We start from the raw sequence: 25,670 nt of genomic DNA, 5'->3' as shown, positions 1-25,670 counted from the left end.
TTTACATATATGTTATATTGAAAATTCCAACATGGCTGTTTCATTAAAAACAATTTTTGATTTTCAATGAGTAAATACCATCTCTACAATCAGCTACCAATGCCGGTTGAAAACCGGTGAATGGGCAATGGTGAAATACAGCGGGCCCCGCGGGTAACTTCAAAGCTCACTGGTTTATACCATACACATCCCTAACCGTTATTTAGCTGGTGTATTGATCAATGCCCGCCCGGTTCGTTCTGACGGGATTGTAAGCTAAAAACGAAAATAATGCCAAAGGTATTGATTAACTGTCCGTTAAAACGGTGTAACGCTATTTTAACTAATAATTATTCAGGCTCGTAAGCATTCTCCATTCTTTTTAGAAAAGATTTAAACTGTGTATTCACTTTGCTGGCCGAGTAGGTTGCTTCCCAGTTTACGCCGCTCAGGTCAATAGCTGTTTCCAATGATACACTGCCTGGTTTATAACCGCCGGCGATGCCAAGGTAACCGGCAGGTTCATCATCTTCCAGCATCACGCGGTACAGATAAAATGTATAGGTTTTGCCTTTGTAAGCGGCCGTTTTTTTAGTGAGGAAACTGATCTTTTTTACGTCATAATCATCGGCGGCAATTTCATGAACAGCGGCTTCTGCAAAGGCCGGTTGTGTTGCATATTGTTTTGGGAACATGGCTGTTTTTTTCAACTCTTTAAGCGACCGGTAGAAGTAGCTTCTCATCTGCCTGTCTGCGGCAAGTTTCAGGAGCTCGCCGGCCGGAACCTGCTGTTTGTTTTTTATGAGTTGTATAACGGCCTCTCTTTTTATATACAGGTCTTTTACCGCCAGGTAACTTTTCAATACCGCATTCCCGGCCGTTGTATTGAAACTGGCTGTCAATTTCAGCAGTTCGTTGATGTGCCAGGGTGTTACCTCTTCTTTTTTTACCGCGGGCAGTAATTTTTTGGCGTTTACGATATAATCGTTTTGTAAAGGCGCCAGTTGTACTTTATTTATATAACCGCTGTCGCGCAGGTTATTGATAGTTTCAGCTACCTGCATACAATGCGCACTGTCTTTGGCCAGTTTCTGCAGCGTATTGAATATGGTGACCGTCAATGCAAGGCTGTCGTTAAACGATTGTATACACTGGTAATCGATTTCCTTTTTCGGTGCACCGTACTGGTCAATCAACCGGGCGAGGGTATTATAGCTTTCCCCGGTTTTAAATGCGGCCAGGGTTGCCAGCGCTGTGTTCCGTTGGTCATCGTTTAATCCGGTGAGCGATGCATACTTTTCTTTTATGTATGAAATGGTAGAAGGGTCTTTCAGGGCGGCCAGTTTCATGCCCAAGCGCATATTCACATAATTATGATCCAACATTCCCTCCAGGGTATCGTACTGTTTGAACAGGGCCTCATTTAGCTGCGAAACATCCTCTTTGCAGAATTCAATGCTCATAAGGGAATAGGCGGCATCAACCCGCGTTGCCGAATCGGGGCTGCTCAGGTCCTGCAGCAACAGGGTGGTTTTTGACTTAGTTATAAAATCGGGCTGTTGCTGCGAAGTGTTGATGCGAAAGCTGTTCAGGAATTCGGTTGCATTGTAGCTATGAACGAAGTTGCTATCGCCTATGACCATTACCTGCATCACTTTGTCATCGTGCAGGATCAGTCGCATTCTTTTATAAGCCGCCTCTTCTTTCGTCAACAGTTCGAGGGCCGGCTGCCCGTTATACCTGATACTGGTTTTACTTATAAGTTTGTTAACGCCTTTAAAGCGGCTTGCCGTATTCTCCCAGAACAGGCTGTCATTTTTAAACCAGGTGTATTTCCCCAACGTGTCGGGCATAATATAGTAGGAACTGGCCGTTGTGGTATCGAATGAATAAGAATAGGAGTTCGATTCGGAATACCAGGTCCTGAACGGGCCAGGCACGCGGGCCGAGAACAGCGAATCGCCCGTTGTATATACTTTCCAGGGCAATGCGGCGGGGGCGATGATCCGCAGCGAACTGAAGATCTTCCGGGTTTCGCGTTGCTGCATTTGTGCCGAATCGCTTATTACCAGCAGAACGACATTGCGATTGTTCAGGATCACCGACAGGGCCTGCATATAAATACCGGGTTGTTCTGCATTGGCCCCTTTCAGCATAATGGCGTTATAGCCCTGTACGCTTAAGCTGTCGACCTTCAGGTGTGGGTATTGCGAGGCGAGGCTTCTTACCAGCCCCTGTTGAATAGTTGAATCGCTGCTGAGGTAGTGACCGGGGTAAATATCTTTCGAAAATAACATTACATACCGCCCGTTCAACATATCCACGCCGGCGAAGGCGCTGATGTGCCAGCCATCGCTGTCGACGCTTAGTTTTTTATTATAAGTGAGTTTAGCCGGGGTAATGACACTTATTCCCATTACCGAATCGGTAAATGCCTGGTCGCCTTCGGCCACCAGTTGTTTTTTTGTAATGGTAAATGATTTGAAAAAGCGTTCGGCATCTTCTGAAGTGAGCATTTCTTTTTTAACCGCATTCATAAATGCCACATAGGCTATGTTATCATACAGGAATGCCTGCATGCGGATCTTTTGCCCCATAAGGGTATGAATGTATTCTTTGCCTTCGATGCCGCCGTTGCTCACATTCTTTGCAGGGATCTTCCCCGTTGTATGGAACATGCGTTGGGCCAGTTCCTGTAACATGCTGTCTTTATTTACGTTCGAGCGCGGATTGACAACCGACATGGTACAGTAGTTCGACAGCGTAAAAATATCGAACACGAATTTTACGTCTATAAAGCCAAAGAGCTTGAGGTCGATCGCATTTCCGGGCATCGATACTTTGTACAGTCCCTGTTTGTCTTCACTTTCGGTCCAGGGTAGTTTTACTTCTTTAAAAGTGTAACTGGCGGCATCGATCTTTTGGGAAGCGTAAACCGGTTCTACCGTAAAACCGCTTGCGCGTAACAGGTGTATTACGCCACTGTCGCCGGGCAGGTGGGCGGCGCCAACGGCAATGAACATGGTACGCAGGGCGGTAAGGCTGTCGATACGCCGCGCCATTTTTACATTACGTCTTATCAGCAACAGGTCGTTGTATTCGGCCGACTGGTTAGCGGTTATGCTTTCAATGCCGGTAAGGTCCTGGTTCACATACATGTTGATCATACGCTCTACCATGTTGTTGGCAGATCTTTTAATGATAGACGTATCGTTGGCCAACAGCATGTCGATATCGGTTTTGTCAACCAGGTCATCTAACAGCCCTGTCTGATCGGTAATATCTTCCACACCGCCCACCCATTTGCCCTGGCGGCGGGCGATATTATACAGATAAGCATCGAGGAAGGTGGCCATTTCGCCTTTCTCGAGGTAATCGGCCATCCATTTGTTCTTTTCTGCAACAATGTCGCGGGTGGTTATTTCAGCCGCCGGCTTTTTAAATTTCTTTGCCAGGGCGGTACTGTATTTTTTAAAGTCGTTTTCGTCAAGGAGCTCGTTCAACGGTGCGCCTTCGGCTTCATTGATGGCTTTATTGATATACCAGGCGCCCATTTCATCGGGATTTACCTCCATGGCAAATCCTTCGGTGCTTTCAATGGCATTGAAAACCGAATCGCCCAGTTTGAACAATCGTTTATCGGTGAGGTGAATGGTGCCGAAAAGATAGGAGGGGTGTTGGAGCCCTTTACCTGAAATGCGCCATAACAGGCTTTTGGGATAGTTTTGCTGGCCGTAGGTGCAGGTGGCTACAATACATAATGCCAGAAGGCAAAATGCGTATCGAATGAGGTACATAAGAAGGGGTTTACAAATGTGTTTTGGTTAATTTTTTTGGTTTGTCCCTACTGCTGGCCTTTTGTCGTTTCGCTATCCTCGTCTGTCTTTATTACTGGTTTTACGTCTTCGAACAGTTCAAACTTTGTTTTGGGCCGTTTATCTTCGAGCCATCTGAAGTTGCGGAGAAATTTATTTTCTTCAGTGGCCTGCCGCACCGGGTATAAGGTACCGGTCACTTCGCTGATGAAGACTACTTTGTTCAGTTCTTTATTTTTGAAGCGAAGGTCGATAATATCGCTGGTAGCGTTATTGATGCCCTTCACGTATCCCTTGTCGTCTTTAACGTAATATACGCTTTCGGCATTGCCCTGCGCCCGCATATAATCAATTTCCCCGTTATTGAAGTAACCATGCAGGCGGTTGCCTTTTATCTGGTTATACATTTCCTTATCGCCGAGGTTGATGGCAAACCCGTTTTCGAATACGTATAAACGATCGGGGTTTTTGTTTTTGGTGTACAGGTAAATGGTATCGCCGGTGATCTGGCTGTTGCTGGCCCACAGAACAGGGTCGGTATACAACCTGAAAACAGAGTCCTTGCCCGAATACCAGAGGCTGTCAGAAATGGCCTGCATGGAATCGGAGAAAATGCGCACATGGTGCCATGCCTGGAAGAACCGGTCGGTACTGTCGTTTTTGTTATCGGTGGTTGCCGTTGCCGGTTTGCCGGCGGTTTTACCGGCTGCCGGCGCCAGTTTGGCGCCATTCTTATTTGGCGGCGGTTTTTGTAATGTAAGCGCGGGTGCTTTGTCTTTGGTAATATTTTTCGGGCTTACGGTTGTGTCGGGCTGCATCGTGCTGCTATCTGTTGGCACAAAGGCAGCATCATCGATATCAACGCGGGCAATGGCCGTTGGTATTTTACTGGTATCGCGCAGGCTGGCCGAATCTTTTGCCAGGTTCATAATACTATCGCCCTGCAGCAAGGCGGAATCGCGTTTGCGGAAACTGGTATCGCGTTGCAGGCGGTTGGTATCGGACAGCAGGCTGCTGCTGTCTTTCGACCCATAGCCGCCGGGTAATTTGCTGAGCCGGCCCGAGTACAGGGTATCGGCGGTAATATAAATCGAGTCTTTATCCTGTTTTATGATCAGCAGGGGATGTTGGGTGGCGAGGAAGGTGCCGTCGTTGCGGTTGGCATCGATGCGGTTGGCCAGCACCGAAATGCCCTGGGCGGTATCTACATATACCGCATTGCCGCGCAAAATGCTTATGCCGGTACTGTCGTCGGTGGCGATGGAAGTGGCTACTACCGTTACCGGGCCATCTTTCAATACAGGCCGTTGTCCAAAAAACGCTTTGCGGTTGCGGGTATCGTAAAACCCATCGCTGGTTTGAATCACGCGATTGGCGCTGTCGATAATGGTAGTGGGGGCAATGAATGTAGCTATCTGGCTGGCGGTGTTGTATATCAGGGAATCGGTCTTCAGCGTGTATTTGGGGTCTTTCAGGTATACATTCTTTTTAAAATATACATCTTTCAGCTCCTCGTAATAAATACCTTCTTTACTGGTTAGTACCGATTGTTGATTGATGAGTTTGCCGCCATTATGGTATTCGCCGATCTTGGTATTGAGATCGTATTGCAGCTCATTGGTGTACAGGGTGCTTTTGCTGTCGGTTAGCGATACATTGTTTTTGAGATTGGCTATTTTGGTATCTACATAATATTGCAGGTACTGCGATCTTATGTTCACCGTATCGTTGTCGATGATGTGTACATTACCGAATGCTTCAACAAACCGCGTTTTCTTATTCCATACGGCGCTATCGCAATTGATGAGTGTATTGCCCTGCCGTAACTGAACATTACCGGCCAGCATTTGCAGGTCGGTCAATGAATCTGGTCGTTTATAGCTAAGCCGGTCGGCATTGATCAGGTTAACTACTTTCATAGTATCTGAGCCGGGCCGGGTGGTAATTACCTGGGAATGTACTTTGCCGATAGACAACAACGCAACCAGCGTTATTATCAGCGACAACACATATCGTATCATTTATTAAGCTTTCCTTATTATTTCAGTGTGTCGAGCGGGGCTTTTAACGGTCCCCTTTTGTCTTTTGAACCAAACAGGGATATATTAATATAACGTTTCGGATTTACCCGCAGGTCGTCGAGCAAGATAGTCAAACTGCGATTAGTGAGGCGGATCTCATCGTACAATTTGCGATCATTTAACAGCAGGCCAACAGTGCCTTCCTTGCTGTCGATCTTGGCGATGCCTGCTTCAAGCCTGGCCATGGTACGCTGCATGCTTTCAATAGCTTCCGCAATTTTTGCCTTCGACAGTTTGTCGGTTGCAATTTGCAGGTTGGTGAAAGTGCTGTCGATCTTTGGACCATTACGCGCGAAGTTGGATGTAATAACATTCAGGTTGCCGATCGATTTGGCCAGCATACCGCTTTCGGTATTCAGCAATTGCTCAAGCGAACGGGACGACATGGCCAGGTTGGCGATGATGCCCTGTAAATTATTGCGGGTATTGGGGTCGAGCACGGTGTTGAGCTTTTGCAACACTTCATCGAGCGAGAGCAATGTTTTATTGATATTGTTGATAGCGGGGTCCAATGATTTCTGAAATCTGTCGGTTAACCCCAATGTGCGTTCGGTACGAAGGGTGTCGCCTTCCTGCACGTAGTTTGACCCGTTGCCCAGATGGATATCGACCTCCCCGCTACCCAATAGCTCAGCATTGAGAACCGCCACCGAATTTTTCGGAATGTTCAGGTCCTTGGTAAGGGTTAAGGTAACCAGAATACCGCTCATGTTTTTATCTATTTCCTGCAAATCGGTTACTTTACCTACCTGTAAACCATTGATTTTAACAGGGTTCGATACGACAAGTTTTTCTACATTCGGAAAAACTGCAAACACTTCCTTACCACGGGCACTTTTTCCTTTCAAAAAATTAAAGCCAAGAATAAGCACAGTGATCGCGATCGCGGTTAATGCGCCTACTTTAGTTTCATTGGAGATTTTCATCTGTATTACTATGATGTTTTCAATGGCCAGACAATTCCATTCGTGCAATTGTTCACATAAGGGCGAAAAAATAGCACGGGCGGTTTCAATCTGACCGGTTTTGTTTCAAAGGTTGCCCTTTACAACGGTCAATTGCAAGCAAAAGTATAAAAAATTGAAATACAGGCCAGTTGATAAGTTAACTAGTTCACAGGTTAACTAGTTGACAGGTTGACATGGGATGGCGGGTTTTAGTTGATGAGTGGTGAATGGGTGAGTGGTGATCGCGTGTCACGACCGGGATGCCCCGGCTTTCTGTCCCTGAACGGCGCCGAGGTGCTGGGAGGTGCCGGTAGTGGCGGCCCGGTACCGCTTAACGGCATTCACAATGGCCTTTGCTATTTCGGTTTGTCCCTGTTTGCTGTTGAGGTAGGCCTCATCGGAGCTGTTTGTGATATAACCGGTTTCCACCAGGATGCTGGGCATGGCGGTGGCCTGTAATACCCAAATGCCTTTTTCATTGCGTTGTTTAACACCCCGGTTGAGCATTCGGGTATTTTTTGCTATTTCTTTTTGCACCAGCGTAGCCAGCAGCAGGCTCTTATTAAAATAGCGTTTGGTCCATAACAATGATTTGGCTTTAAATTCAGGGTCATTGAGGTTGGGCACATATTCGCCTTTGTCTACTTCTTCGGCCATGCGGTTCGAAACAAATTCCCCTTTTATTTGCGAGCGGTCGGCGGCCCAGATATAGGTTTCGGCGCCGCGCATGGGATTATCGGTGTAGGTGATCTTGTATTTTTTTACCCGGCGGGTATGTTTTATGCGCTTTTTACCTTTTCTGGTATAGTAAGTTTCCGTTTTGTAGCCGATGAACTTTTTGTGTTTGATCCTGGGAGCTGCATTGGCGTGGATAGAAATGAACAGGTCGCCTTTATTACGATTTGCATAATCTGCCCGGGCCTTTATTTCCGGGTAATTATCCGTCATGCGGGTATAATAAATCTTGGTATCGGGGAATTGTGCTTTCAGTTGCCTGCCCAGGTTGAGGGCAATGGCCAGGCAAACCTTTTTTTCAGTGGAAATGCGGCCATGGGCGCCCGGATCGCGACCACCGTGACCTGCATCAATAATGATGGTATTGATGCCGTGTTTTACGGGCCAGGGCAGGGCAGGAGCTGTTCTGTACGAAGTAAGAACGATGCACAAGCCGGTGCCCAGGAGGCAATAAATCAGTTTTTGCAGCATGAATTCCGGGGGATTTTAAACTTCAATCTATATCCGGTATAACACAAAGATAGTGCTGCAACTGGCTTATCAACTAGTTAATATTAAAAACCAACGGGATAATAAGATAAAGTGCTAATGTGGCAATTATCTTACTATAAATCACTTAGGGGTTTTACGAACCCGGTTGTGAAAGATTAACTAAAATTCGTAAGCCGGTTGCCAGTTACCGGGCTTTTATCCGCAGTTCGCGATTGATGGGTTTCCGATGGCAGGGGCTGTCCCTGGAAACCGGAAACCGGTACCAGTTTATTCATTATATGATGCTTATCACTTGAGCCTGAACCTTATAATTTGTACCCGGAAACAACCTTTTACGGGTTCACCTGCATTTCCTGAACCGGTGCGGTACCGCCTTCAAGGGAAGCCTTGTAGCGTTTAATGGCGTTTACGATCTGGGTAACTATTTCATCCTGGCCCTTTTCACTTACGAGGTATTGTTCTTCTTCTGTATTGGTAACAAAACCGGTCTCAACCAGAATACTGGGCATACCGGTGGCCTGCAACACCCAGATCCCTTTTTCATTCCGTTGTTTTACACCTTCGCTTAAGCGGCCGCCTTTTTCAAATTCTTCTTCCACCAACGTAGCCAGCAAAAGGCTTTTGGCAAAGTATTTCTTTGCATATAACTGCCCGCGAATGATGGCTTCGGGCGAATTCAGGTCGAGTTGATTGGTGCTGTCCTCAACATTTTCACCCGTTTGTGTGTCGGCTTCCCGAATGGCGTCGCCCTTGAAACCGGTACGGTCGGCCGCCCAGATGTACGTTTCGGTGCCGCGCCTGGTATTTTTTACCCAATAGCTTTCGTATATGGGAACGCGAACGGTTTTTTTACGTCTTTTCGAGCCCTTGCCAACATATCTTACCACGTTTTTATGCCCCACTACGCGTTTGGCATACCAGCCGCCGGCCCTTGCCCCCGTTGCATTACAGTGAATGGCGATGAACAGATCGCCCTTCGACTGGTTGGCCAGGTTGGCACGGTACTCCAGCGCGTCATGAATGTTGGTTGCGCCGCCGGGCAATACATCGGTAGTACGGGTAAATATCAATTTACTTTCGGGCAACTCCTCAGCCAGCACCTTGCCCAGTTTAAGGGAAATAGACAGCGCAATCTCAGCTTCCGTCGCAATTTGTCCATGCGCGCCCGGGTCTTTCCCGCCATGGCCGGGGTCGATAATAATAGTGCTCAGTACGGGTTTCTGTTGCGCCCATGCGCTAATTGTGGCAAATATGAAAATTCCTGCAACAAAAAAGCTTTTTACGCAGCGATATAAATTTTTATTATTCATTTATTGTTCAAGAATTTAGGAGACTTTAATCTTCACATATTCTTAATGCATTAATACCTATTTTTGCCCACCACCTGCATATGATGAACGGACGCAAAAATAATTTAAAAGATGGTTCGGCCCTGATTTTATCTGTATGGCTTTTGCTATTAACGTCTGATATCTGGGCTAATTATTTAAACCTACCCTATTTTGACAATTCCTTAACCAGAATTGTGCAGGATACAACTAAACCTGTACCGCGCTTCCGCGGTACATCAGATACCATTCCAAAAAAGCCTGACTCCCTTCTCCGCAGGTCCGATACCATTCCCCGTATCACCGATACCATTCCGGGGAAAGATACAGTAATAAACAAAATTGATACCGTTAATGTTCCGGTGTCGTCCGATACGCTCGATGCACCGGTTTCCTACAAGGCATCAGACAGTATGGTGCTGAATGTTCCGGAAAAAAAGATCACGTTGTACAGCAAAGGGAATATCAAGTATAAGGATATGGATCTGTCTGCCGACAGTATTGAACTCGATCAGGGCACTGAACTGGTTACTGCCACCTATCGCAAAGATACGGCAGGTAATATTATCGGGCGGCCGGTGATGGTTCAGGCCGACAGTAAAATATCGTCGGATGTAATGAAGTATAACTTCAAAACGCAAAAAGGGCTTACGCAGGGAAGTATTACGCAGCAGGGAGAAATGCTGGTGATCGGGGAAAAGGTGAAAAAAATAAACGAAACCGATTACTATGCGTACCGTTCGCAGTTCACTACCTGTAATCTCGATACGCCGCACTTTGCCTTCCGCGCCAATAAAATGAAAATGGTAAGCCAGAAGCTGGCGATCTCGGGGCCTATTCACCCCGAGTTTGAAGGCGTGCCGGTTCCTATATATATACCTTTTGGATTCTTCCCCCTGTCGCAGGGCCGCCACTCGGGTTTGCTGCCGCCGCAATTTTCGCAGAGCGAACAATTCGGTTTGGGTTTGGAAGGACTGGGATATTATAAGGTGATCAATGAGTATTTTGATATTACCATGCGCACCAACCTGTATTCCTATGGCGGGTATTCGCTGTTCCTTACACCTACGTACCGCAAACGCTACCGGTATAACGGACAAATGAACCTGTCGTACCAGTCGTCGCGCGTATTGTCGAGCACCGCAAAACAGGAATTCAACACTACTAAAACATACAGCGTAAACTGGAACCATACGGTTGACAGCCGCGCCCGGCCGGGAACCAGTTTTTCGGCCAACGTGAACGTAGCTTCAACCAAGTACAACCAGTTTATATTAAATAATCCCCAGGCGAACTTCAACAACACGCTGAACTCATCGATAGCGTACTCCAAAACCTGGGGTACTAAGTACAACCTCACCGCAACGGCAAACCATAGCCAGAACAACCAATTGGGAGTTATTAACCTGAACCTGCCCAACCTGGCATTCACGGTAAGTACATTATACCCTTTTCAGCCGAAGGAGTTTGCCGGTACACAGAAATGGTATCATAAGTTGGGTATTGGTTTAAACAGTACACTGGCCAACCAGGTAAGTTTTTATGAGCAGGATTTCAGCCTTGCCAAAATACTCGATACCATGCAGTGGGGCGCCCAGCACGCTATACCCATTCAATTATCATTGCCGCAACTGGGACCGTTCCAGATCTCGCCCGGTATCAGCTACCAGGAAAAATGGTATTCGCAAAGGCTGACCCGTACCTGGAACCCTGGAGAAAATAAATTGGATACTTCGGTATCCAAAGGTTTATACAGGGCAGGCGATGTATCGTTCAGTGTGGGTGTAAATACGGCCATGTACGGGATGTTTGCCGGTTTTGGCAAGAACAGCCCGATTGCCGCCGTTCGACATACGGTAAGGCCTACGGTTTCATTCAGCTATAAACCCGATCTGGGCGCAAAACATTTTTATGATCAAACAATTGATTCATTCGGACGTAAACAGCGCTTCTCCTATTTTGAAGGAAGTATTTATGGCCCGCCAAGCGAAGGCGTTTTTGGCGGTTTAAGTTTTGGTATCGATAATAATATAGAAGCCAAAGTGCGGTCGAAAAAAGATACTGCCGATGGCGGCTTGAAAAAGATAAGGCTGATAGATGGTTTTGGTTTTACCAGCAGTTACAATTTTGTGGCCGATTCATTTAAACTGTCGCCGTTCAGTTTGTATGTGCGTAGTACGTTGTTCGAAAAGATCAATATCACCGCCGGCGCTACCCTCGACCCGTACAAGACCGACAGTATGGGGTACAGAACGAAAGAGTATATGTGGAAAGGCGAGAAATTTTCCCTGAGCCGGGTTGGCCGCATCACCAATGGTAACATTGCGATCTCCACTTCATTCCAAAGCCAGGCAAAAGATAAAAAAGCGGCGCAGCAAAGAGAAGAGGCGATGAGGCAGGAGGGGATGTTAACCCCCGAAGAGCAACAGGCGCAACTGTCGTTTGCCCGCGCCAACCCCGCCGAGTTTGCCGACTTCAATGTACCCTGGTCGCTGAGTTTGTCGTATTCGATGAACTTCAGCCGCCAGTTCAAAAGCGATTTTTCAGGTTGGGAAACCATTTCCTATTCGAACGTAGCCTTTAATGGTGATTTCAATCTTACCCCCAAGTGGAAGATTGGCATGAGCGGTAACTATGATATCAAAACATCGGCTATACAATATTATACCATGTATATTTCGCGCGAAATGCACTGCTGGCAGTTAAGCGTGAATGTGTCTCCGGTAGGAAGGAACCGCTACTTTAACTTTACTATCAGTCCGAAGTCGGGCATTTTGCGCGATCTGAAACTGAACAGAACGAGGTATTTCTATCAGTAAGCTGAAAGTCAAAAGCTTCAAGCTGCAAGCTGCAAGCTGCAAGCGAATACTGCTAAAGCCAAAAGCCTCAAGCTGCAAGCGAATACAGCCTCAAGCTGCAAGCTGCAAGCGAATACAGCTAAAGCCAAAAGCAAATACAGGCGGAATTGACAACTGTTCCTGATTAGTGGGTATTCCATTATCACATTAGCTAACTTGCTTCATTAATTCACTTAGCGTTCTTCGTGTAATATTCATACATAATTGCAAATACTCTCTCTTTGAACATCTGCGTTGTTTCGCCCGGTTGAACGGTAACGGGCGGCAGGAAATGCATTTCCATTTTATGCGGCATCAGGAAGAAAGGTTTGCTGGCCGGTAATACTTTCCTTGTATTGAAAATAAGGCTGGGAATAATGGCTTTACCGGTATCGATGGAGAGGCGGAAAGCGCCGTCGTGAAAACTTTTCAGCGGTTGACCGGTGAGGTTACGCGTGCCTTCAGGGTACAAACACATGTTCAGGCCCATTTCGAGCACCCTGCGCATTTGCAGGTAACTTTCTTTCCGGCTGGCCTCGCTTTTACGGTCAACCAGTACCGAACCGGTGGTATAGATCATGCCGAAGAGCGGGATCTTTGCCATTTCAATTTTCGCAATGGTCTTGTTGCCATTGGGGATGGCGGGGTAGGAGATAGGCACATCCATAAATGAGTTATGATTACTCACAACAATATAGGTTTCGCCCGGTGCAAAGTTCTTCCTGCCGCGAACGATCAGTGGACAGCCGATAAGCGGCAGGTAAATGCCCATCCATACGCGTGAAATAGCGGCAAAGCGCCTGGTCTTTTTAGGATCGCTCAAAAAATAGCTGAACAGCAGGAACGGAACCAGCACAATGATCAGTGTGATAACAAAAAACAATGCGGCCCATGCCGCGCAAATTCGACCAATTATCTCTTTAAGGATCTTCATTTATGATTTTCTACTTCAGAAATAAAACAACTGTTACAGGTTGCAAGTTACAGGTTTCAGGATAATGGGTGCAGGGGCGCACTCTCAACCACAAACCACAAACAACAAACCACAAACAACAAACAAATTACAATGCCCAGTTAATAGGGTCGCTTCCATTCCTCATCAGGTATTCATTTGCTTTGGAGAAATGCCGGCAGCCGAAAAAGCCGGCATAGGCGCTCAGCGGCGAAGGGTGAGCGGCTTTCAATACGAGGTGTTTGGTTTCATCTATCAGTACCTGTTTCTCCTGGGCAAATTTGCCCCACAACATAAACACCACGTTTTCCTTTAACTCCGAAATTTTCTTAATTACATTATTGGTGAATTCGGCCCAGCCGATCTGCGAATGGCTCATGGGTTCGGCAGCCCGAACCGTTAAAGAGGCATTGAGCAGCAATACGCCCTGTTCGGCCCATTTGGTAAGCGTACCGTGACTGGGAATGGCAACGCCGGTATCGCTATGCAGTTCTTTAAAGATATTCACCAGCGATGGCGGCGGCGGCACACCTTCCGAAACAGAAAAGCAAAGCCCGTGCGCCTGACCGGGCCCGTGATATGGGTCCTGGCCCAGGATCACCACTTTTACATTATCGATGGGGGTTGTATTGAAGGCATTGAAGATAAGGGAGCCGGGCGGATAGATGGTTCTGCCGGCCATTTTTTCCGTCTTTAAAAACGTAACGATATTCTGAAAGTAGGATTTCGCAAATTCAGGTTTCAATGCTGCCTTCCAGCTTTCTTCAATTTGTACGTCCATGGATAGTATTGATAATTTGCGATAAAAATAAGGAAAGGGAATTTATTTGATATAGTTAATTTCCCTGCTATGTAACCCGTACGATTACTATGTGCTAACATTTTTTTTGCAACTAATGGTATTGAAGTCTTAATATTGGGACGCAAAACTAACCTATCCGCACTGCTGATGTTGAATAATGACACACAGTTGGAAGCCCTTTGGCTTCAACGATTGCAACAGAATGACGAGCAGGCGCTCGCAGCCATAATGAGAAAATATTATACGTCCCTGTATAATTACGGGTCTCGTTTTACCAGTGACGAAGGCCTGGTGAAAGATTGTATCCAGGAGGTATTTATCAGTTTATGGCAACGCCGCGAAAATGCCGCCACCATTTTGTCGCCCCGTTATTACCTGCTTCGTGCCGTAAAGAACAAGGTATTGAAATCGTTGCATCAGCACAAGATCAGATCGGGCACTGTTCCGCTGGAAGATGAGTATGATTTTCTGCAGGAGTTCTCTGTTGAAAAACTGATCATCGACAAACAGATGTCGGAAGAGCAGGCCACCACCTTACGCAAAACCATGGCGCAATTGCCGAAACGCCAGCATGAACTCGTCTATCTTAAATTCTACCAGCATCTCGATCATGCACAAATAGCCGGATTAATGAACCTCAGCCGGCAATCGGTTTATAATCTCCTGCACGAAACCATTCAAAAGCTCAGAAGCCTCTGGCAGGCGGAATTGATTCCCGATCCTCCGGCCAGGTAAATGAATGACGAATATTGCATGTCGGTTGCGGAACTGAAATCAGGGGGCTGCATTCCCAATCCTCTTTCCAACTCCCCACTTAACTACTGACAGTGACACTTTTATAAACCGGGAGAAATATTTTTTAAACTTTTTTCAGTTTTCCCCAGTAGGATTCCGGCATTTGCGGAACTTATTGGTATAACCGAGAAGTATGAAGGATTTCCGGCTTTATGACATAGCTGATTTTGTGATCGATGAAGACTTTATCCGCTGGGTGCATGAACAGCGCGAGGAAGATAACCAGTTCTGGAATGCCTGGCTGCAACAGCATCCCGAAAAACACCTGGTCATCGCTTCGGCCCGGCGCATCGTTGAATCAATTCAGTTTCAGCCCGCTGCCATCAATGAGCTGGATGTAGAGCGCGAGGTAGGCCGTTTGCTGAAAACCATTTCTACCCAACAGAACGAACCCCCACCTGCAACCGCAAAACTGTTTGTTTTCAAATGGTGGCATGCCGCAGCCGTATTATTGTTGTGCCTCACCGGCGCCTCCTATTTCTATTTCCGTAATACCGGTGCCCGCCCCTATGCTTACAAATCGATGGTTGAATCGAAACAACTGATAGAACATACCAATACTTCTCAAAATCCGCTGGTGCTTACGTTGCCCGACGGCAGCCGTATTACCCTCGCTTCCAAAAGCCGCGTCAGTTATGCCCATACGTTCGGTTCAGGCGATACCGCCAAAAACGGCGCCACCCGCGATGTATACCTGCTGGGCGAAGCTTTTTTTGAAGTTACAAAGAACCCGCACCGCCCGTTCAGGGTGTTTGCCAATGAAATAGTGACCAAGGTACTGGGAACCAGCTTTACCGTACGTTCATTTGAAAAAGATACAACCATACAGGTAACCGTAAGAACCGGTAAAGTAAGCGTGTATGCACAGGCGGTAACCAAAGTGGCTGCCAGAATGAACGAAATAATCCTCACACCCAACCAGCAACTGGTATATGAAAGAATGGGGCATACCTTCCAGAAGGTGCTGCTCAGTAATCCCGCCGTCATTGGGCCTGCGGTCAGCGAGCGGTCGCTGGCATATGATGAAGCGCCGCTTGAACGGATCTTCACCGACCTCAGTAAAGTGTATGGCATCAACATCGTATTCGACAGCGAAGTGATGAAAAAATGTACCGTAACCGCCGACCTTACAAATGAACCGTTTTACCGCAAGCTCGACCTGATCTGCGGCGCCATCGATGCCCATTATGAAGTGATTGACGGGCAGGTGGTGATAGAGAGCAGCGGATGCAGATGAGGCGGAAGGCAGAAGGCCGAACGCTGAAGGCAGAAAGCCGAACGCTGAAGGCAGAAGGCCGAACGCTGAAGGCAGAAAGCCAAACGCGGAACGAAGAACGCATAATGCTGAACGCTGAAAGCCAAACGCGGAACGTGCCGCCCGAATGTTGAACTGTTCGTTTTTATTCGGAAAGAACGCATTGCGGAGGCTTGCGTTAAGCCTTCAGCGTTGAGCATATAAAATAATTATTAAACCCAATAATATGATCAAATTACCACCATAAGGAACAGGCAAAAAAGAACCCCGGCATTGTTCGCACCAATACCGGGGCCACTGATAATTTGTCCTGCAGGCTGAAAGTAGCGGGACAAATATTGATTAAAACTGATTGCTTTAACCAACTAATAGTACAAAACTATGAAAAAAGTACTCGTTAACCAGTTAATCTACCGGTTTATGAGATTAGGATTGCTGCCATTATTATTGATCACCGGCTTATCCGGTATAATGTATGCCCGTCCGGTACACGGACAGGAAGTTCTGAATCAGCGCATTAACCTGATCGCAGACAATAAGGAAATGAAAACGGTGCTGAATGAGATCAGCCGGCTGGCCGATATAAAATTCGTGTACAGTTCCCAGCGCATTCCGGTTCGCCAGAAAATATCTGTTGCTGCCCGCAACCAGCGGCTTGGTGAAGTGCTTGAAATTTTACTGACGCCGCTGAACGTGCTGTATTTCGTATCGGGCAACCAGATCGTGCTCATGAAAAAAGGCGAGGCGTATAACCTGGCCATGTTCATCAACGACGATCCCCGCAAATTTTTACTGGAGGAAGAATCACCTGCCAAAACCATCACAGGTAAGGTTTTAAACGAAACCGGTGAGCCGCTGAACGGCGTTTCCGTATTGGTGCGTGGCACCAACCGGGGTACGGTCACCAACGAAAAAGGCATTTTCGTTATTACGGCCGAAGTGGGTGAAACCCTTACTTTCTCTATGGTAGGCTATAAGGAGTCGGCGGTTAAAATTGGTGATGAAAGCAATGTCACCATTCAAATGCAGGCCGAACAAACCAATATGAACGAAGTGATCATTGTGGGGTATGGTACCCAGCGGCGGAGCTCGTTGACGGGCGCCATTGCATCAGTGAACACCAAAGCCATCAACGCACTTCCGGTAGCCAGTGTAGAACAGGCATTGCAGGGCAGGGTGGCTGGTTTAACGGTTACCAATAATGGTGAGCCCGGTCAGTCGCCCATTGTGCGTATTCGCGGGGTAAGCTCTATTAACTTCGCAAGCGATCCCCTGTATGTGATCGATGGGTTTCCTACCGGTAATCTCATGCATTTCGACAGCCGCGATATAGAATCGGTAGAAGTATTGAAAGACGCCAGTGCGGCGGCTATTTACGGTTCCCGCGCTACCAATGGGGTTATCCTTATTACCACTAAAAAAGGGAAGCGTACCGGTAAACTCAATGTCAGCCTCGATTCGTATATAGGTACCCAAAAAGCCTGGAATACCATCGACCTGCTGAACACCGACCAGTACCTGCTGTATGAACGCGCGCTTAACGGCAATGCAGGCAGCAACCCGCCGCCCCGGCTCGAGCCTAATAATTTCAATCAGCCCATTTATGCCGGCGCCACTCAAACGTATGCACAAACGAATACCGACTGGCAGGATGCGTATTTCAAAACCGGTATGCTTACCCAGCACAACCTGGGAGTAAGCGGCGGTAACGATGTATCGCGTTTTTATTCATCTGCCGGGTATTTTAAACAGGATGGCATTGCCCAGGGCGTATATTATGAGCGCGGCAATTTCCGCATCAACAGTGACCACCGCATCAGTAAGGTGTTCTCATTTGGCGAGAACCTGTTTATGAGTTACAGCAAGAACCGGTACGACAATACAACCGGTAACCGTACACGCCTGGTAAATGTAATACGGCAATTGCCTTATTTGCCTGTGTACGATCCTACCACGAATGGTGGTTTCAGGGATGCAGAGAACAGTGTAGATGGCGCCGACCCCACCAATCCTGTAATGGATGCGCTGTTACTGGGCGATGCACATCGTAAAACCCTCAAACTGCTGGGTACCGTGTATGCCGAAGTGAATTTTACCAGTTGGCTGAAATTCCGAAGCACATTCGGGGTCGATCATGTGAACCTTACTCAACACCAGTTCAGGCCCATCTTCAATAGCAAAGGCCGTGGTGAAACACAAGCCCGGATCGAAGATGTGCGCACCAGTTTAACCACCACGCTGTTTACAGAACAGTTGACCTTCGATAAAACATTTGGCGACCATCACCTGGCAGTAACCGCCGTATACGAACAACAGGGCACGCGCGGCTATGGCGAACAGATGATCGGTTTTCAAAGTACCAATAATTACCAAACGCTTTTTGGCGCAACCAACGTAAACGCCTTCAGTACGCAGAGTGAGAACCTGCTGATCTCCTACGTAGGCCGGGTGAATTACGAGTTTGCCGGTAAATACCTGGTAAGCGCTGCCATTCGCCGCGATGGATTAAGTGTATGGGCGCCCAATAAAAAGTTTGCCAACTTCCCTTCGGCTTCATTGGGCTGGCGCATTGACCAGGAATCGTTCATGCGAAAGATCGATAAGATCTCCGAACTGAAAGTAAGGGTAGGATGGGGAGAAACCGGTTTGAATGGAATTGGCATTTTCGGCAAACTGCCGAATTCGCAACTGGCCAACGACTATCCATGGCAGGCCGTGGTATCCCAGAACGGCGCCACTTATCCATTCAACAACACGCCGCCTGCAGGTGGTAATGCCTCTTTTTACAATGCCATCAGCAACCCCAACCTGGAGTGGGAAAAAACAAAACAGCTGAACTTCGGACTTGACCTCGGGTTGTTAAACAACCGTATTACCCTGTCGGCCGATTACTACCGTCGTAAAACCGATAACCTGATGTTGAACGTGCCTACGCCGGGTTCATTCGGGTTCAACAACGGCGGTGTGCTGGCTAATGTGGGCTCTATGGAAAACAACGGGCTCGATCTGCAGTTGGGTTATAATAAAAAACAGGGCGAATTCAGATGGGATGTTACCGGTCTTATCAGTTTCATTGACAACAAGGTGTTAAAGATGAATACCCCCAATGCTACTATCGATCAGGGCGGCGACCAGGATTTTGGGGGCGGCGGTAATATGACGCGCACAATGGCCGGGCACCCCATTCAATCGTTCTACGGCTATGTTGTAGATGGTATTTTCCAAACGCAGGATGAAATCAACAACAGCCCCAAACAGGAAACGAAAACCGCTCCCGGCGACCTGAAGTTCCGTGATATCAGCGGTCCCGATGGAAAGCCCGATGGAGAAATTACTGCCGATGACCGGATGTTCCTCGGTAACTATCTGCCCGATTATTCTTATTCGCTCAATTTTAATGCGAATTATAAGAACTTTGACGCCAGCATCTTTTTCCAGGGCGTACAGGGCAACAAGATCTTCAATGCAGCCCGAATCATAAGCGAGGGTATGGCGCGCCTGTTCGGTTCCGGTACCGCGGTACTGAATGCGTGGACACCCACTAATACCAATACGGATGTACCCCGCGCTATTGGCGGCGATCCCAATACCAATGTGCGGCCTTCCACCCGCTGGATAGAGAACGGTTCATATCTGCGGTTGAAGAACATCACCATCGGGTATACGGTTCCCAATAGTCTTTTGCAATCGATGACCCGTAACGCCATCAGTAGTTTTCGTGTATATATAGGTTCGCAAAACCTGGTAACGTTTACAAAATACAAAGGCTGGGACCCTGAAATAGGATCTAAAAACACCACACTTACCAACGGTATCGACTATGGGCAGTATCCTGCCGCCCGTTCCTTCCTCGTTGGTTTGCAGGTAGGCTTCTAATATTGTCATCATGAATTAACAAAAGATCATTATGAAACGCAACCATATATACCGGTACAGTGTTCTTACCATTTTACTAACGATAGTAATGTTCATTGCCTGTCAGAAGCAACTGAACAAAACCAATCCCAGCTATCCCACGCTGGATACCTATTTCCGAAACAGCGATGAATTACAAAAAGGCACCAATGCCATCTATTCCATATTCCATTCTGCACAGCTGATTGCCCGTGAATGGTTTTTCCTGCACGATCTGCGCAGCGACGATGTAACTGCCGGCGGAAGCCAGTTGGAACTGCCCCGCAGACAGATACTGGAAGGGAACATTACGCCCGACAATACCGTAATGAATGATGTATGGAAAGGGGCGTACACCGTTATTCACCGTGCCAATACCGTTATATTCTTTTCATCGCAGGTTACAGATAATACCAGCTTGCGCGACCGGTGCGTGGCCGAAGCGAAATTCTTTCGCGGCTGGGCATATTTTGAACTGGTTTCATTATGGGGTGCAGTGCCTATGTACCTGCAGCCGGTAACCGAGGCGAGCCAGTTTCAATCCCGGGCAACTGCCGATGCGGTGTATGCACAGATCATTAAAGACCTGGAGGAAGCCGCTGCCGTATTACCACCAGTGTATGATGCTGCCGATCGCGGCCGTGCTACCAGCGGCGCTGCCAATGCAATGCTGGGCCGCGTACAAATGCAAAAAGGCGATTACGGCGCTGCCCGTACCGCGCTGCTGAAAGTAAAAAATTCGAACCAGTATTCGCTCGTTGCCAATTACCTCGACAATTTCCTTGAAGAAACCGAGTTTAATCCGGAATCAATATTTGAAGCGGTATTCTTTGAAACGGCGCCCAACCAGTTCAACTGGGGGTATACCGGCGACGATCCCAGCCAGCCCCAGGGCACTGTACGCAACCAGGAATATTCACCTATTGCGTGGCGTAACCTGGTTCCCTCTAACAGATACCTCGAAGAATTTGAATATACATCTCAGGGCCACGCCAAAACCGACCCGCGTTATAAAATGTCGGTATATGAAAGCGGCGATACGTATAACAATGGTAACTCCGTGCTTACCGATGCCGATCAGAACAATGCCATCTCTACCGTTTACGGTGTAAATAAAAAGGTAAGCTGGCGCAAATTCATGCTTATTTATAAACATGGCAAAGGCGGCGATCGCGCGGGCGGCGGCATCAATCAACGCATTATCCGTTACGCCGAAGTGCTGCTGATGCTGGCCGAATGTGAGAACGAACTGAACAATCCCGGCGCCGCTATAGATTATCTGAATGAGGTGCGCGACCGGCCTTCGGTAATGATGCCGCATTACCCCACTACGCAGTATCCTGTGGGCAACAAGGCACAGATCCAACAGGCTATCATGCACGAAAAAACCGTAGAACTGGGTGGGGAAGAAATTCGCAACCGTGATATCCTGCGCTGGCGCAAAAAAGGATATTTTACCACCGAACCAATTTCGTATTTCAGGCCCAACCGCGATGAATTGTTACCCATTCCGCAACAGGAAATAGATAACAATCCGCAACTGGCAGCAGGCGGCATCAATAAACAAAACGGAGGGTATTAGTCAATAGTAAGATGTGCCACACTTTCAAAGTGTGGCACATCTACACGATTTTCAAACTAACAACAGGCTATGGTCTCATCGTCAGCGTGCTGTCATTTACGTTTACCGGTACTGGCCGTGCTCTTTTTGCTGGTGGCTTGTACTACGGAAAAAAAAGACACGCTTTTCAGTTCCCTGCCCTCGAAGATAACCAATATACATTTCAACAACCGGGTGAACGAAACCGACAGCACGCATTCCTTTATCAATGAGTTTGGTTACATGGGCGGCGGGGTAGGCATTGGCGATTTCAATAACGACGGGTTAAAGGACATTTATTTTACCGGTAACCAGGTAAGCTCGGCACTGTATGTGAACCAGGGGGGTAACCGGTTCAACGACATAACCGCCAAAGCCGGCTGCGGTACTACCGGCTGGGCTACGGGCGTAAGCATTGTAGATATCAATAACGACGGGTACGACGATATTTACGTTTGTGTATTCGGCAAAAATTTGCTCGAGCGTGCCGCCAACCTGTTATTCATCAACCAGCATGATCTTACATTCAAAGAATCGGCTGCGGAGTATGGACTGGCTGATACCAGTTATTCAACCCAGGCCGCGTTCTTCGATTACGATAAGGATGGCGACCTCGATATGTACCTCGCGAATTACCTGCTGAGCGCGGGCAATGCCAATACCATTTATCCGCGCGACTCAACCGGCAGGTCATACGCAAATGACAAATTATATAGGAACGATGGTTTTATACCTGCCGCCGGCGGGGGTAAGGGGGAGGCCCGCCATCCCGTGTTCACCGATGTAACGCTGGCGGCCAATATCAAAGAAGATGGGTATGGGTTAGGCGTGGTGGTAAGCGATCTCAATAACGACAACTGGCCCGACATATATGTTGCCAATGATTTTTTAACGAACGATGTAATGTGGCTGAACAACCGCAATGGTACGTTCACCAATTGTATTGCGAAAGCGGTACAACATCAGAGTTATTCAAGCATGGGTGCCGATGCGGCGGATGTGAACAATGACGGCTGGCCCGATGTGGTAACCCTCGATATGATGCCCGAGCACAATGAGCGGCGCAAACTCACATGGTCGGTAATGAACTATGAGCGGTACCAGGCGGAAAGATCGTTTGGTTATGAGCCGGAGTATATGCGCAATATGTTGCAGTTGAACAATGGCATTGCAGCGGGTGGCGATACCGCTATTCCCTTCTTCAGCGAAATAGGGCAGCTCGCCGGCATCGCCAATACCGACTGGAGCTGGAGCGTACTGATGGCCGATTTCGATAATGACGGCTGGAAGGATATGCATATTACCAATGGCATTGGCCGCGATTTTATCAATGCCGATTTCCTCGAGTTCAGCTCAACCGTAATGGGAAGAGTAAGCGATCTGAAACAACAGCGGAAACTAATTAACGATAAGCTGGCATCCCTGCATCATGTAGCGCTTGGCAATTACCTGTACAGGAACAATGGCAATTACACCTTCACCGATGTTTCTGCACAGGCCGGGGTTGATGAGGTGTCGATGTCGAACGGCGCGGCATATGCCGATCTCGATAACGACGGCGATTTGGACATGGTAGTGAATAACATCAATAAAGAAGCATACGTACTTATCAATAACACCAATGAGAAAGGCAAACCTGTAAAACAGCATTCAATACGAATTGAGTTGAAAGGAAAGGGGGCGAACCATGCGGCATTCGGGGCGAAAGTAAAAGTGTACACCGGTTCACAGGTACAGGTGCAGGAGCAGAACCCCGTACGCGGTTATTTCTCATCGGTAGATACGAGACTGGTCTTCGGTTTGGGGCAGCATACGCATATCGATTCCATTGTAACCATCTGGCCCGATGATACCTGGCAGGTGTTACGGGAGGTGGCGGTGGATTCGCTATTGGTTATAGATCAACAGCCGGCGGGAGCGTGGCCGGGGTATACCACGAGTAACCAACCGGCTGTTTTTTCAGACATTACGAATGCAGCCCGCATGGCCTACCGGCATGTGGAAAGTAATTATAACGACTTTGCGGTACAACGCCTGTTACCGCAGAAATTTTCGCAGTTGGGTCCATATATAGCCACCGCCGACGTAAATAAGGATGGGCTCACTGATGTCTTCGTCGGCGGTGCTTTTAACTTCAGCGGCCGGTTTTTCCTGCAGCAAAAGAACGGACAGTTCACCGGCGTTTCGCTCACCGACAGTATAAAAATGGAAGAGGACCAGGATTGCATTTTCTTTGATGCAAATGGCGATGGTTACCCCGACCTGCTGGTAACAGGCGGAAACATTCAGTTTGAAGACACCTCGGCGTATAATAAGCCCCGGTTGTACATGAACGACGGAAAGGGACATTTCCGACTGCAGGCGAACGCCATTCCGGCCAACATCCGTATTATTGCCGGTTGCGTGGCAACAGGCGATTATGATGGCGATGGCCAGGCCGACCTGTTTATCGGCAGCCGCGTTACACGACATTATCCTTTGTCCGGGCGAAGCTATGTGTTACGAAACGACAAAGGCGTATTTACCGACGTAACGGCTGGTGTATGTAAGGAGCTGGTGCAGCCCGGCATGGTAACGTCGGCGGTGTGGACTGACCTCGATAACGATCATCAACCAGACCTGGTGATAGCAGGGGAGTGGATGGCCATTCGTTTCTTTAAGAATGAACGCGGGCGACTGCGCGAGGTAACACAGGCAGCAGGAGTGGCCGGTGTAACAGGTATGTGGCGAAGCCTGGCCGCGGCCGATATCGATAATGATGGCGATACAGACCTTGTTGCCGGCAATTTGGGTTCCAATTGCGATTACCAGGTAAGCGACTCTACGCCTATGGAGTTGTATGCTGCAGACCTCGATGGTAACGGCAGCATTGACCCGATACCTTTTTACTATATAAAAGATAAAACCGGAGTTAAGCGTTTATATCCCGGCATCAACCGTCGGCAGTTTGCCGACCAGGTGCCGGCCATCAAAAAGCAGTTCCTGCACCATGCCGATTATGCGGGGGCCACGTTTGACGATATTTTTAGAGACCAGCCGAAGAACGATCTGCGTCACTACACCTGCACTGAAACGCGCAGTTGCTGGCTCGAGAACCTGGGCGGCGGCCGGTTCAGGCTGCACGTGCTTCCCCGGGAGGCGCAATTTGCGCCGGTGAACGCCATCCTTTGCGACGACCTTGACGGCGATGGGGTAACCGACCTGTTGCTGGCGGGGAATGAGTACCAGAATGAGGTCATGACGGGGCGGTACGATGCCTCGTACGGGTGTTTTTTGAAGGGGATAGCGCATAAGAATTTTATGGCGGTTCCCCCTGCGCAAAGCGGTTTTGTGGTGCGTGGCGATGTGAAAGACATGGCGCTGGTTGGAGGGGGGAAGGGCCGGAAAATGGTAATAATTGCGATAAATAATGATTCACTGAAGGTTATGGGAGTCAATTCAATGAAATAGTTTGCCCGGGATAGGGAAATTTATCGATAAAAAACCTATTTTTGCGTCCCCGATGAAAGTCGGGGCAGACTGTTTTTGGTTTGTAAGCTTTTGAAAGGAAGAATACAACTCAAAAACGGAAGGACCGGTAGCTCAGTTGGATAGAGCAGCTGCCTTCTAAGCAGCAGGTCATTGGTTCGAATCCAATCCGGTTCACTTGCAGTATTGAAACCCGCTTTTAGAGCGGGTTTTTTGATGAAATTGCCTAAGCCCTATTCAAAAAATTATATAAACGAAACATGCCTTTATCGATCTTTGTACCTCAACTGTAAATTTCGCTTAACCATGCTGCGTTTTCTACACTTGTAGCTTCTGGAGGTGCCCTTAACAAAAAGATGAAACTGTTGTTTATCAGCATTGGCACTGCAGAAATCATGGCATCAAAAATCTGGTGTATCATGAGTCACCAGATACTGCCCATGAATGGCTCACCTGGCGCAGGGCGCTCAATGATTTTGCGCCAAGGTTATTTAGATAATACGTAACTAATAGTTTGATGGAAAAGGGCCTTCAGGTGTTTGAACCTGAAGGCTCTTTTAATTTTTTGTCGGCACAGTTTCCGTATTTACGCACTTATAAATCAAAGTTGAACAGTTATTCTCCATCTTTGAACTCGTGCTGCAATAATTTCTTAGTTTTTAAGTGATAAATAGCATGACATAGGATACA

The 25,670-nt window shown here is 47.7% G+C and carries 13 protein-coding genes and 1 tRNA gene; 7 read left to right on the top strand and 7 right to left on the bottom strand.

Features of this window, described 5'->3' with window-relative positions; translation table 11 throughout:
• Window positions 1–329 precede the first annotated feature (329 nt).
• The 5 genes from A4R26_RS07550 to A4R26_RS07530 all read right to left on the bottom strand — a co-directional run bounded on the left by A4R26_RS07550 (window position 330) and on the right by A4R26_RS07530 (window position 9,359).
• Window positions 330–3,776 carry a TraB/GumN family protein gene (locus tag A4R26_RS07550; RefSeq protein ID WP_081163093.1) on the bottom strand — a complete coding sequence of 1,149 codons (3,447 nt, stop codon included), beginning with the start codon at window positions 3,774–3,776 and terminating at the stop codon, window positions 330–332.
• Between the two features lie 47 nt (window positions 3,777–3,823).
• The gene (locus tag A4R26_RS07545) at window positions 3,824–5,815 is read right to left on the bottom strand and encodes an OstA-like protein (RefSeq protein ID WP_081163090.1); all 1,992 of its coding nucleotides are present in this window, start codon (window positions 5,813–5,815) and stop codon (window positions 3,824–3,826) included.
• Between the two features lie 17 nt (window positions 5,816–5,832).
• Window positions 5,833–6,801, bottom strand: a complete 969-nt coding sequence (locus A4R26_RS07540; RefSeq protein WP_081163087.1) for an MlaD family protein — start codon at window positions 6,799–6,801, stop codon at window positions 5,833–5,835.
• Between the two features lie 270 nt (window positions 6,802–7,071).
• A complete protein-coding gene (locus A4R26_RS07535) occupies window positions 7,072–8,028 on the bottom strand; it encodes an N-acetylmuramoyl-L-alanine amidase family protein (protein ID WP_081163085.1) in 957 nt (318 codons plus the stop codon).
• Between the two features lie 353 nt (window positions 8,029–8,381).
• On the bottom strand, window positions 8,382–9,359 hold the full coding sequence (locus tag A4R26_RS07530) for an N-acetylmuramoyl-L-alanine amidase family protein (RefSeq protein ID WP_081163083.1): 978 nt from the start codon (window positions 9,357–9,359) through the stop codon (window positions 8,382–8,384).
• Window positions 9,360–9,574: 215 nt separating this feature from the next.
• Between A4R26_RS07530 and A4R26_RS07525 the strand changes: the two genes are divergently transcribed.
• The gene (locus A4R26_RS07525; RefSeq protein ID WP_242674857.1) at window positions 9,575–12,196 is read left to right on the top strand and encodes a putative LPS assembly protein LptD; all 2,622 of its coding nucleotides are present in this window, start codon (window positions 9,575–9,577) and stop codon (window positions 12,194–12,196) included.
• Window positions 12,197–12,404: 208 nt separating this feature from the next.
• On the opposite strand, the gene A4R26_RS07520 is transcribed toward A4R26_RS07525, so the two are convergent.
• Entirely contained in the window at window positions 12,405–13,148 is a 744-nt protein-coding gene (locus tag A4R26_RS07520) for a lysophospholipid acyltransferase family protein (RefSeq protein WP_081163079.1), read from the bottom strand.
• A 127-nt stretch (window positions 13,149–13,275) separates the two neighbouring features.
• Complete coding sequence (ung, locus tag A4R26_RS07515; protein ID WP_081163077.1) at window positions 13,276–13,947, bottom strand: uracil-DNA glycosylase; 672 nt, start codon at window positions 13,945–13,947, stop codon at window positions 13,276–13,278.
• A 168-nt stretch (window positions 13,948–14,115) separates the two neighbouring features.
• Between ung and A4R26_RS07510 the strand changes: the two genes are divergently transcribed.
• The 6 genes from A4R26_RS07510 to A4R26_RS07480 all read left to right on the top strand — a co-directional run bounded on the left by A4R26_RS07510 (window position 14,116) and on the right by A4R26_RS07480 (window position 25,157).
• Window positions 14,116–14,703, top strand: coding sequence for an RNA polymerase sigma factor (locus A4R26_RS07510; RefSeq protein ID WP_081163074.1), 588 nt, complete (start codon window positions 14,116–14,118; stop codon window positions 14,701–14,703).
• 193 nt (window positions 14,704–14,896) lie between these two features.
• Window positions 14,897–16,000, top strand: a complete 1,104-nt coding sequence (locus tag A4R26_RS07505; protein ID WP_081163071.1) for a FecR family protein — start codon at window positions 14,897–14,899, stop codon at window positions 15,998–16,000.
• A 438-nt stretch (window positions 16,001–16,438) separates the two neighbouring features.
• The gene (locus tag A4R26_RS07495; protein WP_242674856.1) at window positions 16,439–19,894 is read left to right on the top strand and encodes a TonB-dependent receptor; all 3,456 of its coding nucleotides are present in this window, start codon (window positions 16,439–16,441) and stop codon (window positions 19,892–19,894) included.
• 31 nt (window positions 19,895–19,925) lie between these two features.
• Entirely contained in the window at window positions 19,926–21,494 is a 1,569-nt protein-coding gene (locus A4R26_RS07490) for a RagB/SusD family nutrient uptake outer membrane protein (RefSeq protein WP_081163066.1), read from the top strand.
• 69 nt (window positions 21,495–21,563) lie between these two features.
• A complete protein-coding gene (locus A4R26_RS07485) occupies window positions 21,564–24,962 on the top strand; it encodes a VCBS repeat-containing protein (RefSeq protein WP_081163064.1) in 3,399 nt (1,132 codons plus the stop codon).
• Between the two features lie 121 nt (window positions 24,963–25,083).
• Window positions 25,084–25,157: transfer RNA gene (locus A4R26_RS07480), tRNA-Arg, on the top strand.
• Window positions 25,158–25,670: the final 513 nt, after the last annotated feature.

Origin of the sequence: Niastella populi (genome assembly GCF_002078015.1) — a bacterium.
GTDB lineage: Bacteria > Bacteroidota > Bacteroidia > Chitinophagales > Chitinophagaceae > Niastella > Niastella populi.
This window is presented reverse-complemented; position numbering and strand designations above follow the sequence as displayed.

Coding starts and splice junctions, on each gene's coding strand:
- A4R26_RS07550 (WP_081163093.1), bottom strand. CDS start 3,776: ATGTACCTCATTCGATACGCATTTTGCCTTCTGGCATTATGTATTGTA.
- A4R26_RS07545 (WP_081163090.1), bottom strand. CDS start 5,815: ATGATACGATATGTGTTGTCGCTGATAATAACGCTGGTTGCGTTGTTG.
- A4R26_RS07540 (WP_081163087.1), bottom strand. CDS start 6,801: ATGAAAATCTCCAATGAAACTAAAGTAGGCGCATTAACCGCGATCGCG.
- A4R26_RS07535 (WP_081163085.1), bottom strand. CDS start 8,028: ATGCTGCAAAAACTGATTTATTGCCTCCTGGGCACCGGCTTGTGCATC.
- A4R26_RS07530 (WP_081163083.1), bottom strand. CDS start 9,359: ATGAATAATAAAAATTTATATCGCTGCGTAAAAAGCTTTTTTGTTGCA.
- A4R26_RS07520 (WP_081163079.1), bottom strand. CDS start 13,148: ATGAAGATCCTTAAAGAGATAATTGGTCGAATTTGCGCGGCATGGGCC.
- ung (WP_081163077.1), bottom strand. CDS start 13,947: ATGGACGTACAAATTGAAGAAAGCTGGAAGGCAGCATTGAAACCTGAA.
- A4R26_RS07510 (WP_081163074.1), top strand. CDS start 14,116: ATGTTGAATAATGACACACAGTTGGAAGCCCTTTGGCTTCAACGATTG.
- A4R26_RS07505 (WP_081163071.1), top strand. CDS start 14,897: ATGAAGGATTTCCGGCTTTATGACATAGCTGATTTTGTGATCGATGAA.
- A4R26_RS07495 (WP_242674856.1), top strand. CDS start 16,439: ATGAGATTAGGATTGCTGCCATTATTATTGATCACCGGCTTATCCGGT.
- A4R26_RS07490 (WP_081163066.1), top strand. CDS start 19,926: ATGAAACGCAACCATATATACCGGTACAGTGTTCTTACCATTTTACTA.
- A4R26_RS07485 (WP_081163064.1), top strand. CDS start 21,564: ATGGTCTCATCGTCAGCGTGCTGTCATTTACGTTTACCGGTACTGGCC.